General features: G+C 38.9%; 13 protein-coding genes. 6 read left to right on the top strand and 7 right to left on the bottom strand.

Annotation, left to right across the window (positions count from 1 at the left end):
• Positions 1-2 precede the first annotated feature (2 nt).
• From ilvD to ilvG, 4 genes are all read right to left on the bottom strand, one after another.
• Complete coding sequence (gene ilvD, locus H4J39_RS06495) at positions 3-1,865, bottom strand: dihydroxy-acid dehydratase (protein ID WP_182226654.1); 1,863 nt, start codon at positions 1,863-1,865, stop codon at positions 3-5.
• A gap of 237 nt (positions 1,866-2,102) precedes the next feature.
• Positions 2,103-3,029 carry a branched-chain amino acid transaminase gene (locus H4J39_RS06490; protein WP_182182344.1) on the bottom strand — a complete coding sequence of 309 codons (927 nt, stop codon included), beginning with the start codon at positions 3,027-3,029 and terminating at the stop codon, positions 2,103-2,105.
• Positions 3,030-3,144: 115 nt separating this feature from the next.
• Complete coding sequence (gene ilvM, locus H4J39_RS06485; protein WP_182182345.1) at positions 3,145-3,390, bottom strand: acetolactate synthase 2 small subunit; 246 nt, start codon at positions 3,388-3,390, stop codon at positions 3,145-3,147.
• 1 nt (position 3,391) lies between these two features.
• Positions 3,392-5,056 (bottom strand): acetolactate synthase 2 catalytic subunit, encoded by a 1,665-nt coding sequence (ilvG, locus tag H4J39_RS06480; protein ID WP_182226652.1) that lies wholly within the window; start codon positions 5,054-5,056, stop codon positions 3,392-3,394.
• Between the two features lie 502 nt (positions 5,057-5,558).
• Here ilvG and H4J39_RS06475 point away from each other — a divergent pair.
• The gene (locus H4J39_RS06475; RefSeq protein WP_182226650.1) at positions 5,559-7,082 is read left to right on the top strand and encodes a YifB family Mg chelatase-like AAA ATPase; all 1,524 of its coding nucleotides are present in this window, start codon (positions 5,559-5,561) and stop codon (positions 7,080-7,082) included.
• Positions 7,083-7,176: 94 nt separating this feature from the next.
• On the opposite strand, the gene ilvY is transcribed toward H4J39_RS06475, so the two are convergent.
• Complete coding sequence (gene ilvY / locus H4J39_RS06470) at positions 7,177-8,055, bottom strand: HTH-type transcriptional activator IlvY (RefSeq protein WP_182226648.1); 879 nt, start codon at positions 8,053-8,055, stop codon at positions 7,177-7,179.
• Between the two features lie 203 nt (positions 8,056-8,258).
• Between ilvY and ilvC the strand changes: the two genes are divergently transcribed.
• Both ilvC and H4J39_RS06460 read left to right on the top strand, forming a co-directional pair.
• A complete protein-coding gene (ilvC, locus tag H4J39_RS06465) occupies positions 8,259-9,743 on the top strand; it encodes a ketol-acid reductoisomerase (protein WP_182226646.1) in 1,485 nt (494 codons plus the stop codon).
• Positions 9,744-9,871: 128 nt separating this feature from the next.
• Positions 9,872-10,189 (top strand): pyrimidine/purine nucleoside phosphorylase, encoded by a 318-nt coding sequence (locus tag H4J39_RS06460; RefSeq protein WP_182226645.1) that lies wholly within the window; start codon positions 9,872-9,874, stop codon positions 10,187-10,189.
• Between the two features lie 115 nt (positions 10,190-10,304).
• Here H4J39_RS06460 and H4J39_RS06455 read toward each other — a convergent pair whose 3' ends face one another.
• Positions 10,305-10,763 carry a hypothetical protein gene (locus H4J39_RS06455; protein ID WP_182226643.1) on the bottom strand — a complete coding sequence of 153 codons (459 nt, stop codon included), beginning with the start codon at positions 10,761-10,763 and terminating at the stop codon, positions 10,305-10,307.
• A gap of 205 nt (positions 10,764-10,968) precedes the next feature.
• Here H4J39_RS06455 and H4J39_RS06450 point away from each other — a divergent pair, with 205 nt between their 5' ends.
• Positions 10,969-11,364: a Fis family transcriptional regulator gene (locus tag H4J39_RS06450; protein WP_182226641.1), complete on the top strand. Its 396-nt coding sequence runs from the start codon at positions 10,969-10,971 to the stop codon at positions 11,362-11,364.
• A gap of 105 nt (positions 11,365-11,469) precedes the next feature.
• Here the strand turns inward: H4J39_RS06450 and proB are convergent, their stop codons facing one another.
• Positions 11,470-12,567 carry a glutamate 5-kinase gene (gene proB / locus H4J39_RS06445; RefSeq protein WP_182226639.1) on the bottom strand — a complete coding sequence of 366 codons (1,098 nt, stop codon included), beginning with the start codon at positions 12,565-12,567 and terminating at the stop codon, positions 11,470-11,472.
• 420 nt (positions 12,568-12,987) lie between these two features.
• On the opposite strand from proB, the gene H4J39_RS06440 reads away from it, so the two are divergent.
• Entirely contained in the window at positions 12,988-13,890 is a 903-nt protein-coding gene (locus tag H4J39_RS06440; protein WP_182226637.1) for an acyltransferase, read from the top strand.
• Positions 13,891-13,916: 26 nt separating this feature from the next.
• On the top strand, positions 13,917-15,152 hold the full coding sequence (locus tag H4J39_RS06435; protein WP_182226635.1) for a mechanosensitive ion channel family protein: 1,236 nt from the start codon (positions 13,917-13,919) through the stop codon (positions 15,150-15,152).
• Positions 15,153-15,163: the final 11 nt, after the last annotated feature.

Raw genomic sequence — 15,163 nt, 5'->3', positions numbered from 1 at the left:
CCTTACGCCCCAACTAAACCGTCAAGTAAATCACGGTTACGTACAGCACCTTTGTCAGCACTTGTTGCTAACATCGCGTAATTTTTCAACGCATAGCTAATTGGGCGTACACGGTTAAGTGGTTTCCAAGCATCCTTGCCTTTTGCTTCCATGTTAGCGCGACGTTCAGCTAATATTTCTTCGCTGACATTTAATGTAATCTCACGATTAGGGATATCAATATGAATAATGTCACCTTGCTCTACTAAGGCGATAGTGCCGCCACTACCAGCTTCAGGAGAAACATGACCAATAGATAACCCAGAAGTACCACCAGAGAAACGACCATCGGTTAACAACGCACATTCTTTACCTAAACCCATCGATTTTAAGTAAGTAGTTGGGTAAAGCATTTCTTGCATGCCTGGACCCCCTTTAGGGCCCTCGTAACGAATAACAACCACTTCACCAGCAACAACCTTGCCCGCCAAGATACCAGAAACCGCATCATCTTGGCTTTCAAAAACATGAGCTGGGCCGGTAAAGACTAAATTATCATCGGATACACCAGCCGTTTTAACAACACAACCATCAGGGGCAATATTACCGGCTAATACCGCTAAACCGCCTTCCAATGAATACGCGTGCTCAAGTGAACGTATACAACCGTTTTCACGATCGTCATCAACGGTATCCCAACGACAATCTTGGCTAAATGCTTTAACCGTGCGGATACCAGCTGGGCCCGCACGGAAGAAGTCGATGACACTTTGGTCTTTCGTTAAGGTGATGTCATATTTTTCTAACATTTCATCAAGTGTTAAGCCGAGCACGTTTTTGATGTTCATGGTTAATAAGTTGGCGCGTGCTAATTCTCCTAAAATAGCAATAACGCCACCGGCGCGATGCACATCTTCCATATGGTATTTAGGGGTAGAAGGCGCAACTTTACATAACTGCGGCACAATTCTAGATAAGCGATCCATGTCTTTCATAGTAAAATCGATATCTGCCTCTTGTGCGGCGGCGATTAAATGCAGCACAGTATTCGTTGAACCACCCATCGCAATATCTAAACAGGTGGCATTTTCGAACGCCGCTTTGTTAGCGATATTACGTGGTAAGGCTGATTCATCGTTTTCTTGATAATAGCGTTTGGTTAATTTTACAATTTCTTTACCCGCGTTTAAAAATAGCTGCTCGCGGTCAGCATGCGTGGCTAGCATAGAACCATTACCGGGTTGTGCCAAACCTAACGCTTCAGCTAAACAGTTCATTGAATTAGCGGTGAACATGCCTGAACATGAACCACAAGTAGGACAAGCGGAACGTTCAACTTGATCGCTTTGTGCATCAGAAACTTTTGGGTCAGCCCCTTGGATCATCGCATCGACGAGATCAAGTTTGATAATTTGGTTTGATAATTTAGTTTTTCCAGCTTCCATTGGGCCACCGGAAACAAAAATCACTGGAATATTTAAGCGCATAGCGGCCATTAACATGCCCGGTGTAATTTTGTCACAGTTGGAGATACAAACCATGGCATCAGCGCAATGTGCATTGACCATGTATTCAACTGAGTCGGCTATTAAGTCGCGTGATGGCAAACTGTAAAGCATGCCGCTGTGTCCCATAGCAATACCGTCATCAACCGCAATGGTATTAAATTCTTTAGCAACACCTCCCGCTTCTTCGATAGCCCCAGCGACAAGTTGCCCCATATCTTTTAAATGCACATGACCTGGTACAAATTGGGTAAATGAATTAACAACGGCAATAATCGGTTTACCAAAATCATTATCCGTCATTCCTGTTGCGCGCCATAAAGCACGAGCACCAGCCATATTACGGCCTTGAGTAGAAGTTGCAGATCTTAATTTAGGCATGATAGTTACATTCCAATTAATAATATTGATGAATATTTGTGAAAGTTTTATTTTGAAAGCGACTTAATCGGTAAGCTTTTAAAATAAAACCTTAAGGGTTTTATTTATCGTTTTCTGTGATGACTCAACTCTACGTCATTTAGCTCTTTAACAAAGAAGGAACACGGAGCTTATAAGTATAAATGAGCATTCCGGATGCCGATAAAGTCTACATAACAGTGAGTTGAGTTATTACAACTATTTAACTGGATCTAACCAGTTGTCAGGTACTTCTGTAGTTCCGTTAAAAATACCAAAAAATGCTTCTTGAATAGCTTTAGTAATAGGCCCACGAGAACCATTACCTACTAGCATGCCGTCAACTGATTTTACCGGTACCACTTCCGTTGCTGTGCCACACATAAAGAACTCATCAACTAAGTATAAAGACTCACGAGAAATGGGCTCTTCACGAACTTCATAGCCAAGCTGCTCGGCAAGGAAGAATACGGTATCACGCGTTAAACCTTGTAAAATAGAAGCCGTTCCAGGAGGTGTATAAAGAATACCTTTGCGGATCAAAAATAAATTTTGACCGGCTCCTTCACTGACCATATTATTGATATCAAGTGCGACACCTTCAGCATAACCATGACGAGCAGCTTCCGCTGAAATCAATTGTGATGAAAGGTAATTACCGCCAGCTTTTGCAGCTGTTGGCATAGTATTCGGTGCTAGTCGATTCCAACTTGACACCCCAACTTCTACGCCGTTTTCAATAGCGTCAGCGCCTAAATAGGCTTCCCAGCTAAAGGCGGCAATCATGACATCCGCTTTTGCATCAATAGGTGGACGTAAGCCCATACCAATATCGCCTAGAAAGGCCAATGGACGTAAATAAGCTGAAGCTAAGCCATTTTTAGCAACGGCATCTTTACAAGCTTGAACAATTTCTTCTTGGGTAAAAGGGATATTCATGCGATAAATTTTTGCTGAATCGAATAAACGTTTAATATGTTCTTCTAGACGAAAAATACACGTGCCTTTGTGAGTATCGTATGCGCGAATACCTTCAAATACTGAAGAACCATAATGTAACGCGTGACTCATTACATGTACGGTAGCGTTTTGCCACGGCATGAGTTCGCCATTAAACCAAATGAGTTCTGCATTTACTTTAGCCATTTTGTTTCCTAATTTATAATATTTTTAACGAGTTAGTTGTAGTTTAATCACCCAACTAACTCTAAATTTTTATGGGTGCTTGTCGCGCAATGATTATAACTGGTTATGAGCGACATTACTGCGTGGTATTTTTGTCTACCTTGACGTCTTTGATATCAATCAATTTATTAATTTGATCAACCAAAAGTGAAATAGGTCGCTCACTTCGCACCATTAATTCTATCGTGCCAATATTAGTCCCTGTATTAACCTTCGCTTTAATACCTTCGATTAGAAAACCACGGTAACGAGCCACTTGTAAAATACGTTCTAAAACCACTTGCTTATCATCAGCCTTTATCCGTAATTGATAATGATTCATCTTAAGTACTCTCCATCATTTTATCATTGGCTGTATTAGGGGGGACTAGCGGCCAAACATTGTCTGCTGCATCTATTTTAACTTGTAAAAGGTAAGGACCATTATGTTCAAGCATCTCTTCTATTGCTGCAGAAACCTCTTCCTTAGAGCTCACCTGTTTAGCTTTTATATCAAAAGCATTAGCAAGCATGACAAAATCTGGGTTGTCAGAAAGATCAGTTTCACTTAAGCGCCCTTGAAAAAATAAATCTTGCCATTGGCGGACCATACCTAGTTTGGCATTATCAATTAGCACAATTTTTACCGGTAGCTGAAAACGCTTAATTGTCGCTAATTCCTGAATATTCATCATGATAGAGCCATCACCAGAAACAGCAATAACACAATCTTTTGGACGACTCACTTGTGCTCCTATGGCTGCTGGTAAACCAAAACCCATGGTGCCCATACCACCACTTGTAAGAAAATTACTAGGGTGTTCGAATGACATATGCTGTGCTGCCCACATTTGATGTTGACCAACATCAGTGGTAACACAGGTATTTTTGGGCATTTTTTCACTGACTTCTTTTAGAACGGCTGGCGCAAAAATAGTATGACCGGGATGATTATAATCCCAACCAAAATCAGCTTTCATTTGTTGACATTTTTGTTGCCAACTTTTGATTTCTAAAGGGATCGCTAAGGCGGGTAAATTCGTTTTCAAATCACCTAAAATAGCAGAGTCAGCCGCTCGGCGTTTATTAATTTCAGCGGTATCAATATCAAAATGAATAACTTTCGCATTGGGCGCAAATTCACTTAACTTGCCCGTAACCCGGTCATCAAAACGTGCACCCACAACCACTAATAAATCACTTTCTTGTACCGCTAAATTTGCCGCTTTTGTGCCGTGCATACCAAGCATGCCTAGGTAGTTTTCGTTGTCTGGTGAAATGGCACCTAAGCCTTTTAATGTTGAAACGCTCGGTATATGAGTAATATCAATAAAATCGCGCAATTCATCAACAGCATTTGCCATACCAACACCACCACCCACATATAAAACAGGCTGTTTAGCATGACAAAGCATAGCGATTGCAGAGCCAACATTAGCAGGCGGTAAGTTAACTTTATTTTTCAACGTTGACACTACACTGCCTTGGCTAACTACATGTGCCATTTGAATATCTTTAGGAATATCAACAAGAACAGGTCCTTGTCTACCTTCAAGTGCTATAGCAAAGGCTTGGTGCAATACTTTTTCGAGATCATTAATATCTGTCACCTGAAAGGAATGCTTGGTACAGGCTAATGACAAACCAAAAATATCAATTTCTTGAAAAGCATCAGAGCCCATCACCGAGGTAGCAACTTGTCCGGTTATGGCAACAATTGGAATAGAATCAGCAAGCGCATCAGCAAGGCCGGTAATGAGGTTAGTTGCACCAGGTCCAGAAGTCGCAAAACAAACCCCTACTTTACCGGCGGCTCTTGCATAACCTACCGCTGAGAATGCGGCACCTTGTTCATGACGACACAAAAAATGTTGGATGTCACTGTCGGTAAGTGCATCATAAATTGGCATTATAGCGCCACCAGGATAACCAAAAACATGCTCAACACCATGCTGTTGAAGTACGTCAAAAAGTAATGAACCGCCTGTTTGTTTCTTTTCACTTGTCATCTTTTTTTTAACCCCACCCAACTGAATATATTTTGCATAACTGTTAGTTTGAGCTTTCTCCCTTATGCTAAATTTTTATGATTTATTGATATAAAATATTGATTTAAACGCTGCACGCTATTATTCAAATATTTATCTATAAAAAAACCCCCGTTCCTTTCGGAGCGAGGGTTTGTTTTTTGCTTAAATTTTTCTTAGCTCAACAAACAACCCCGCGATGATTTAATAATCACCACGACGAGAATGTTAATAATCACTGAGCTAAATATTTGCATGTTTATTCAATTACCTTGGTTTTTTATAAAAACAAAATTAAAAACTTTTAAATGTGTTGGCTGTTTCACTGCCTATTTAAATTAGTACCATAGCTCTAATATTAAGTGCAAGTTTTTTTATTAGCCTTTTTAAATTTAAATAAAAAATTTAGTTATATGCTGCGTTAGCGCTTTGAATAAAGTCTGTCTAAACTAACGTTACAGGATTGTTAATAAAATGGATCTTTATGAGTCTCGCTTGTATTTACAGTAGAGCCCGAGTTGGCCTTGAATCTCCCCTTGTTACCGTTGAAGTACATTTAGCGAATGGACTGCCTGCTTTTAATATTGTTGGTTTACCAGAAACTTCAGTACGTGAATCAAAAGACCGCGTCCGCAGTGCAATCATCAATTGTGGTTATGAGTTTCCAGCGAAACGTATTACCATAAACCTTGCGCCAGCTGACTTACCAAAAGAAGGAGGTCGCTTCGACTTACCCATTGCCCTAGGTATTTTAGTCGCTAGCGATCAATTACCTAAGGCAAATTTGAACCAATATGAATTTGCTGGTGAACTTGCACTTTCTGGAGAGTTACGTGAAATTGTGGGTGAAATCCCTATGGCAATGGCTTGCGCTGAAAGTAAAAGAACCTTAGTTATTCCTAAGCAAAATGCTGAACAAGCCAGCTGGGTTAAACAAGCCAATATTTTATCTATAGAGCATTTAAACCAGTTATATCCACACTTTTTAAAGCAAAGCTCTCTACCTTTGGTTACTACAAAAGAAGTCGAGCATTATCATCTGCCAACCAGTAAAGACATTGCTGATGTTATTGGACAGCCTCTAGCAAAAAGAGCCTTAGAAATTGCGGCTTGTGGTGCACACAATCTCTTGTTTATTGGTCCTCCCGGCACAGGAAAAACCATGTTAGCGAGTCGTTTACCCGGAATCTTACCCCCCATGAGCGAAAGTGAAGCATTAGAAGCTGCTGCTATTGCGTCCATTAGCCATCAAAAAATCAACCACAAATCTTGGTTAACTCGACCTTTTCGTGCCCCACACCATACCGCATCGTCAGCTGCACTTGTTGGCGGAGGCAGTCAACCCCAAGCAGGGGAAATTTCTTTAGCGCATAACGGTGTTTTATTTCTTGATGAGTTACCAGAGTTTGAACGTAAAGTGCTCGATGTTTTACGTGAACCGATGGAGTCAGGCGAAGTCACTATTTCACGTGCGATGTACAAGCAAACTTTTCCGGCCAAGTTTCAGTTAGTGGCCGCGATGAATCCTAGCCCAACCGGATTTTACAATGATAATCGCAGCACGCCCGAGCAAGTTTTACGTTATTTAAATCGCTTATCTGGCCCTTTTCTTGACCGCATTGATATTCAAATTGAAGTCACCCGTTTACCAAAAGGTATGTGGGCGAAGAATGACCATCACAATGAAAGTTCTGCGCAAATTCAAGAAAGGGTTGCGCTCTGCAGAGAGTTACAATTACAGCGGCAGGGGAAAGCGAATGCTCATTTAGGCAGTGCTGAAACACGTATATTTTGCAAACTTAGTGTTGATGAACATGAGTTCTTAGAGCTCGCCGTTGAAAAACTTGGTTTGTCTACCCGCGCCCACCACAAAATATTGAAGATAGCGCGCACCTTGGCAGATATGAATAGTCTTGAAGATATACAGCATGAACATATCATCGAAGCGTTATCTTATCGAGCGATGGACAGACTACTGAGACACTTAACCGATGCTGTTGCTATTTAATCAAACATTACACTCAATAATATTCAAGCATTGTTCTGATAATTACTCAGCAATGGACCGATTACTGATACAACTTTCGATACTGATGCTACCGTTATTTAATCGCTTCAAAAAAGGCTTTCACTAAGGTTTTTTCTCGACTTTGATTTAAACAACAAATGCCTAGGTCGAACGGTTCAATCTCACCCACATTTTGTAAATATTGCACGCGGTCTTTTACCGGGCTATTCTCAACCACAACTTTTGGCGCCATACCGACGCCACAACCTAAAGCAACCATACTCACTAAAGCTTCATGCCCTGAAACGGTTGCATAAATATTTGGCTTACCTTGTTGCTTCTTGCGATACCAAAGCTCAAAGCGTTTACGTGCTGCTCCATGTTCAGCTAAAATAATCGGTACTTCTGACCAAGTGATAGTCTCATCTTGTAATTGTTGTTGAACCCGACAAGCCATTGTTGGTGCAATAACAGCGAGTGGTACATTAGCAATATGCTGAAAATAAAACATTCTTGATAAAACCTCTGGTTTGACCCCAAAAGCAAAATCAACTGCTTGTTGCTGTACTTGGTCAAATGCATCAGCCGCATCACCCGTCGTTAATACTATTTCAACTAACGGATGCTGCTGACGAAAACGCTCCAGTAAAGGCGGTAAATGGCTATAAGCCGCGGTAACAGAACAATAGATATGGAGTTTGCCCTGTAATTCAGCCTGCTTTTGATCAAGCGATAATTGCAATAGTTGCCATTGTTCAAGTTGCTGTTCAGCATATTTATGAAACAATACACCCGCCTCTGTTAGTGCTACAGAGCGATTATCACGATGTAACAGCAAACAACCCAACTGATCTTCGAACCTCTGAATAATTCGACTTAACGTAGAAGTACTGACATGGTGCGCTTCAGCTGTTTTCCCAAAGTGGAGGCTATGGGTTAAATGCACAAACATTTTTAACGATTTAAGATCCATTATTTACTCTTATTATTCAATAGCGACTTATTTTCCCAACCAATTATTGCAATTTACGCAACACAACCTTGCGAATATATCATTTTAAGCAACATTAATCTTGCGCTATGATGACTTCATTGTCGAAAAAATCGATAACCCTATTTAATTTATCACATCGCCAGCATAACGCTGAGTCGATTTGAGACAGAGAGGACAACCCTATGAGCAATTATTTTAACACTTTAAGTTTACGCGAAAAATTAGGCCAATTAGGCAAATGTCGTTTTATGCAGCGTGAAGAATTCAGCGATGGCTGTAATTTTATTAAAGACTGGAATATTGTCATTGTCGGTTGTGGTGCTCAAGGGTTAAACCAAGGGTTAAATATGCGTGATTCAGGGTTAAATATCTCTTACGCATTACGTGAAGCCGCTATTTCGTCAAAACGTCAATCTTGGCAGTGGGCGACCGAAAACGGCTTTAACGTGGGTACTTACGCTGAATTGATTCCACAAGCTGATTTAGTCTTGAATTTAACACCTGATAAACAACATACTTCTGCTGTTACAGCTGTTATGCCACACATGAAGCAAGGTTCAACTTTAGCTTACTCTCATGGTTTCAACATTGTTGAAGAAGGTATGCAAATTCGTTCAGACATTACTGTAGTCATGGTTGCACCTAAATGTCCGGGTACTGAAGTACGTGAAGAATACAAACGTGGTTTTGGTGTGCCTACTTTGATTGCGGTTCATCCTGAAAACGACCCCCAAGGTAACGGTCTAGCGATTGCTAAGGCTTATGCATCAGCTACTGGTGGCGATCGTGCCGGTGTACTTGAGTCGTCATTTATTGCTGAAGTTAAGTCTGATTTAATGGGTGAACAAACAATTTTATGTGGCATGTTACAAACGGCAGCGGTACTTGGTCATAAGCAGTTAGTTGCCCAAGGTATGGATGCTGCATATGCACGTAAGTTATTACAATACGGCATTGAAACAACGACTGAAGGTTTAAAGCATGGCGGCATCACCAATATGATGGACCGCTTATCAAACCCAGCAAAAATAAAAGCGTTTGATATGTCCGAAGAGTTAAAAGTCATCTTGCGTCCGTTATTTGAAAAACATATGGACGACATTATTGAAGGTCGCTTCTCTACCACTATGATGGAAGATTGGGCGAACGATGATGAAAATTTATTAAAATGGCGTGAAGAAACCGCAGAGTCATCTTTTGAAAAAGCAGCTGATTGCGACATTGAAATTACCGAACAAGAATACTACGACAAAGGCATATTTGTGGTTGCTATGGTAAAAGCCGGTGTTGAACTAGCCTTTGAAGCGATGGTTGCTGCTGGCATCATTGAAGAGTCAGCGTATTACGAGTCATTACACGAAACACCGTTAATTGCTAACTGTATTGCCCGTAACAAATTGTACGAAATGAACGTAGTTATTTCAGATACCGCTGAATACGGTAATTACTTATTTACCCATGCTGCACAACCTTTACTTAGCGATTTCGCCAGCAAATTGTCACTTGAAGAATTGGGTGAAGGCTTAAAAGAAAGCTCAAATGGCGTTGATAACGTTCGCTTGATTGAAGTTAACGAAGCGATTCGCAGCCATGGTGTTGAAAGCGTAGGTAAAAAATTACGTGGTTATATGACAGATATGAAGCGCATTGTAGAATCAAATCAATAAGTAAGATAATAATAGCTTTGTAGTACACTGAAGGTAAACACTTAGGCCAGATAATCTGTTGATATTATTTTCTGGCCGATAAGTGCTAAGCTGCAACGCTTTATTTTATACTAAAGAGGAAAATTATCATGACAGAATTAAAGAATGTGACACTCACCAAGGCTGCTAATGTTTATTTTGACGGCAATGTAACCAGCAGAAAAGTAACGCTCGAAGATGGCTCAGTGGTAACCTTAGGCATTATGATGCCCGGTGAGTATACCTTTGCTACCGCAGAAAAAGAATTAATGGAAATTATCGCTGGCGAGGTTGAAATATTATTGCCTAATGAAACCCAGTGGCAAAGTATTTCTGCAGGTGGGCATTTTTATGTTGACGCTGATGCTAAATTTGACATTAAAGTAAAAAGTTTAGCTGATTACTGCTGTTCTTATATCGCACAATAAATACATTTCAGCACTCTTTGCTATCCATAGCACCGTGACATACCATTCGTCCTGAATATAAAAGACATGCACAGGGTATGTCTTTTATATTATATGTGCAGTTGGTTAAGGCTCATTAATCAGAAATGCGGGCTTTCTGTAATTTTTGTGATGCCTCTAGTGCTGGTAAATCTTCTTTTTTAACAATCGTTGCTTCACCAATTTTAAAATCAACATTAGGTAAGAATCGTCCTAAATAAACGGTGTTTCCGGGTAAAACAACAAATTCTAGCATGTCATGCTTTGACTGTTTTTGTCCACTTACATACTTTCTCACAACACCTTTAACGGCATTACTTTCATTATTATTGGTTAAATAATGAAAACGATATGATTTCTCTATATCTGAAAACTTTTTATTTTTATAAACATTTTCCATTTTATCAGCCGAGGTCCACCTCTGTGTAGGTTGATAATACTGAGTCGATGACTCAATTGGACTGAGTTTTTTTGATAATGCTAACTGATTAACTACATCTCCTGCAAAAGCTCCCTGACTCATCGCAAGGCAAGCTAATATAATATATTTTTTCATAAATCCCTCTATACTGTTAACTTAATGAAACCTAATAAGAACAATAGATTAACATCTGACCTTTGTCAAAAGTATAATATTGGTCGTTCACTTGCTAACAGCAGGTGAGAAGTATTTCTTACCATTAATAAAGTTCTGATTTACTATCAATATTCACCGTTTAATGAAAAAATTACAGATAATAGTCATGGCTGAAATATAAAAAATGAAACTTAATAAAACCACGCAAAAGATTGACAATAATGTTTGTAAAGCACTCACCATAGCCTGCGAAGAATTCACTACTGAGGTTGACGGTTTTTGTTGGTTAACACACCGCGCTAATTACACTAATTTTCCAGCGAGTTTAATCGTGACCTGTGTTTTTGATATCGATGCAGAAGTGATCACAGCCAAAGCGCAAAAAGTTGATGACCGCTTGCGAGATGTTATTCAGCAGCAGCTACTCAAAGTCGGTATTGTCTTAAAGAACGTTCGTCACAATGTACATTTAGATAGTGAAGAGTCTTGCTTACGCGAACATAGCGGCCAATGGCCTGAACGGCTAAAACTGAGAGTAGATAAGCAAAAACCGACAAAAAGTAATAATTTTCGTCGATAAATGATTTTATTCGTTGATACCTTATCAGATGTTCACCCTGCTTATGTTTGCCCGAACCTAACATTGTAAGCGTATCGGCTAAGAGCAGTAAGAGTGGTGAGCGGCTTATAAAATAACTAAATCATCACGATGAATTATCACTTTACTGGGGCAACACCCCAGTAGCGCGATTATCTCGTCACTATTACTGCCCATAATACGGAGTAAATCTTGTTTACTGTATTGGCATATACCTTTAGCAATAACTCGTTGTGTGTTGGCATCGATAATATCAACGGATTCGCCTGCAACAAAATTTCCAACCACCTGATTAACGCCTGACGGTAATACAGAGGCTCCCTTATTGATAACCGCATTTACCGCACCCACATCAAGCTTTACTTGCCCACTGCTTTTTAAGATGTACTTTAACCAGTGTTTACGTGCTTTGTTTGCCGCTTGTTTAGCCTTAAAGTACGTGCCAGGATTTTCACCTTTGAGTACTTTTTCAAAGACGTCACTACGACTACCGTTTAAAATATAAGTATCGATACCATTTTCAACCGCTTTTTCAGCTGCTTGTATTTTTGTTTTCATACCACCTGTCGCAATAACATTTTGGGTTGTCCCAGCCATTGCATAAATCTCAGCAGTAATTTCGTTAATTTCAGGGATCAATTTTGCCTTAGGGTTATCACGAGGGTCTTGATCATAAACACCATCGATATCACTTAAGATAAATAAGCAATCGGCCTCACTCACCAACGCCACTAAAGCAGCTAAATTATCGTTATCCCCTACTTTTAATTCATCTGTCGCGACGGTGTCATTTTCATTAACAATAGGTATAACACCATTCTCTAATAAGATACGCAGAGTATTTTTAATATTGATGTAGCGTTGGCGGTCTTTTAAATCACCATGCGTAATAAGTAACTGGCTACAAGGTACATCAAAAAAACGTTGCCAATTGGCCATCATTTTCATTTGACCTACAGATGCCATTGCTTGTTTTGTGGGAATAGAGGGGATAGGAGATCCGTGCTTAATCAGTTGTCTTCCTGCTGCAACACTGCCTGATGAGACAATAATAATTTCTTTACCTGCCTGTTGGCACTCTGTTATAAAGCGTGCAATAGCGAGCAAATACTTACCACTACAACCTTTATTATCTGGTGAAACTAAAGCACTACCTACTTTAATTACCGCACGATTAAAATTCATTGTTTTACCCCTATAATCCAAACACTAGCATGCCTTGATATACGTCTAATTTGCAATCAACTTTTTGCCATAATATAGAAGAGTTTGTTCATTTCAGGCTATTGCCTTGTGATATTGAATTAATTCGCTGTTTATCTCCTTTAAAGCTTACAATATGACGAATTACCTATCTTGAAATAACAAAATGGTGCTTTTTACCTCATTTTTAAATATCAACAATAGACAACTGCAATGCCATTATCTAGAGATTGAGTAAATGAATTTCTCTTAAGTTTCACTCGTTTCAACAACTTGATGATTAATCGTTTTCAAACAGTCATTAGTCACTATTAATTTATTTCACTGTTTTTGCTGAAAATAACTTCAATTCAGCTTATGATCGGTTATATATTAAATTTTGTTTTATTGGGCAAATATTCTATGTTGAATTTTTTACCTCGACTGCTTATTCACATTCTTTCACTCACTATTTACACCATAAATACGATTTTTTGGTTAATTCCCATTATTGTATTTTCATTTTGTAAGGCTGTTATTCCTCTAAAGTTTTCTCAAAAAGTATTCAGTTATTTATTAGATCAAATGGCGAGTAATTGGGTCGCCGTAAATACGTTAATTCAAAAGCTGTTTAATAAAACAGAAATCAAGGTGACTGGTTTAGAACAACTCACCATGAAAGAATGGTATTTAGTGATTTGCAATCATCAAAGCTGGGTTGATATTGTTATTTTGCAGCGAATAATGCATAAAAAAATACCTTTTTTAAAATTTTTCTTAAAAAAGGAACTTATCTTTGTACCTTTTTTAGGTTTGGCTTGGTGGGCCCTCGATTTTCCATTTATGAAACGCTATAGCCAATCATTTATTAAAAAAAATCCGCATTTAAAAGGTAAAGACGTTGAAACGACTCGTAAAGCTTGTGCTAAGTTCAAGCATAAGCCAGTAAGTATCATGAACTTTATTGAAGGGACACGTTTCACTAATGAAAAGCACGATAAGCAGAGTTCTCCTTTTCAAAACTTGCTAAAACCTAAAGCGGGTGGCATCGGCTTTGTATTGGAAGCCATGGGTGGCAACCTCCATAAAATAGTTAATATTACGATTCATTACCCTGAGGGCATCCCAACATTTAGTGACTTTTTAGCGGGGAGAATTAAACAGGTCAATGTGAATGTTGATGTTTCTGAAATTGGTGATGAACTTATTGGCGACTATGTTCGCGATCGTGCTTTTAAAATTAAATTTCAAAAATGGGTTAATCAGCTCTGGCTTGATAAGGACCAAAAACTTATCGAGTTTAATCGAAGCAACCATTCAAAATAGCATTAACCGGTAAAAAGGAAGTTTAAATGAGTGAACACATTAATATATGGTTAAATAACCAAGGTATTGAACAAGCCTATTTAGCGATGGGCACAATGATTGTCGGATGCTTGCTCATCTTTGTAATATCAGCATTAGGATATTATCTCGCAAAGTATCAAGTACTTGTACTTGTGAACAAAATTGTCAGTAGAACAAAAAATACATGGGATGATCTTTTATTAGAACATAATGTATTTTCTCGCTTCGCTTTTTTAATTCCCTTGTTATTACTACTATTCTTAACGCCTATCTTTCTTCCTGAACATGCATTATTCGGCACCGTTTTAGTGGTTTTTGTAAAAATAGCCCTAAGCTTTCAAATTGCCCGTTCTATTAGTGCTGTGTTAAACGTCATTAGAAGCCTATATCAAAATACCGCCCGTGAACGTTACTTGCCATTAAGCTCAACTATTCAAGTAATAAAATTGCTGATTTATTTGGTTGCGACTATTTTAGCCGTTTCATTTGTATTAGATAAGTCACCTATTTATCTACTGAGTGGCTTAGGGGCATTAACGGCTGTTCTACTATTAGTGTTTCAAGACACCATTAAAGGTTTAGTCGCTAGTATTCAAATTTCAGCTAACAAAATGGTTGCTCCTGGTGATTGGATTGAAATTCCTAATTATGGGGCTGATGGCGATGTCATTGATATTGGTTTAAATACGGTTAAAGTGAAAAACTTTGATAATACGGTTACAACCGTTCCCACTTACGCCTTAATAAACGGCTCGTTTAAGAATTGGCGAGGCATGCTCAATTCAGGGGGTAGACGAATTAAGCGTAGCATTATTATAGATATCAATAGTGTTTTGTTCTATCAAAATGAACAGATTGAAAAACTTAAAGAAATAAGTTTATTAAAAGATTATTTGCAGCAAAAGTCTGATGATATAGCGATAAGTTTAAAGACAGCTAATTTATCTGGTGATAATGTTAATAGCCGACAATTAACCAATGTCGGCACTTTTCGCGCGTATATTACCGCTTACTTGTCTACACATGACAAAATACATCATGAAATGACATGTATGGTCAGACAGTTAGCGGCAACAGAGTCGGGCTTACCGTTGGAAATTTATTGTTTCAGTAATGATCAAAACTGGAAAAATTATGAAGCTATTCAAGCCGACATTTTTGATCATTTATTTGCCATGGCACCGATATTCAGCTTACGCGTATTTCAACATCCTACCGGTTATGACTGGCAAAAAAAATAAGGTCTGTTAAG

This window comes from Colwellia sp. Bg11-12 (assembly GCF_014076955.1).
GTDB lineage: Bacteria > Pseudomonadota > Gammaproteobacteria > Enterobacterales > Alteromonadaceae > Colwellia_A.
This window is presented reverse-complemented; position numbering and strand designations above follow the sequence as displayed.

Coding starts and splice junctions, on each gene's coding strand:
- ilvD (WP_182226654.1), bottom strand. CDS start 1,865: ATGCCTAAATTAAGATCTGCAACTTCTACTCAAGGCCGTAATATGGCT.
- H4J39_RS06490 (WP_182182344.1), bottom strand. CDS start 3,029: ATGGCTAAAGTAAATGCAGAACTCATTTGGTTTAATGGCGAACTCATG.
- ilvM (WP_182182345.1), bottom strand. CDS start 3,390: ATGAATCATTATCAATTACGGATAAAGGCTGATGATAAGCAAGTGGTT.
- ilvG (WP_182226652.1), bottom strand. CDS start 5,056: ATGACAAGTGAAAAGAAACAAACAGGCGGTTCATTACTTTTTGACGTA.
- H4J39_RS06475 (WP_182226650.1), top strand. CDS start 5,559: ATGAGTCTCGCTTGTATTTACAGTAGAGCCCGAGTTGGCCTTGAATCT.
- ilvY (WP_182226648.1), bottom strand. CDS start 8,055: ATGGATCTTAAATCGTTAAAAATGTTTGTGCATTTAACCCATAGCCTC.
- ilvC (WP_182226646.1), top strand. CDS start 8,259: ATGAGCAATTATTTTAACACTTTAAGTTTACGCGAAAAATTAGGCCAA.
- H4J39_RS06460 (WP_182226645.1), top strand. CDS start 9,872: ATGACAGAATTAAAGAATGTGACACTCACCAAGGCTGCTAATGTTTAT.
- H4J39_RS06455 (WP_182226643.1), bottom strand. CDS start 10,763: ATGAAAAAATATATTATATTAGCTTGCCTTGCGATGAGTCAGGGAGCT.
- H4J39_RS06450 (WP_182226641.1), top strand. CDS start 10,969: ATGAAACTTAATAAAACCACGCAAAAGATTGACAATAATGTTTGTAAA.
- proB (WP_182226639.1), bottom strand. CDS start 12,567: ATGAATTTTAATCGTGCGGTAATTAAAGTAGGTAGTGCTTTAGTTTCA.
- H4J39_RS06440 (WP_182226637.1), top strand. CDS start 12,988: ATGTTGAATTTTTTACCTCGACTGCTTATTCACATTCTTTCACTCACT.
- H4J39_RS06435 (WP_182226635.1), top strand. CDS start 13,917: ATGAGTGAACACATTAATATATGGTTAAATAACCAAGGTATTGAACAA.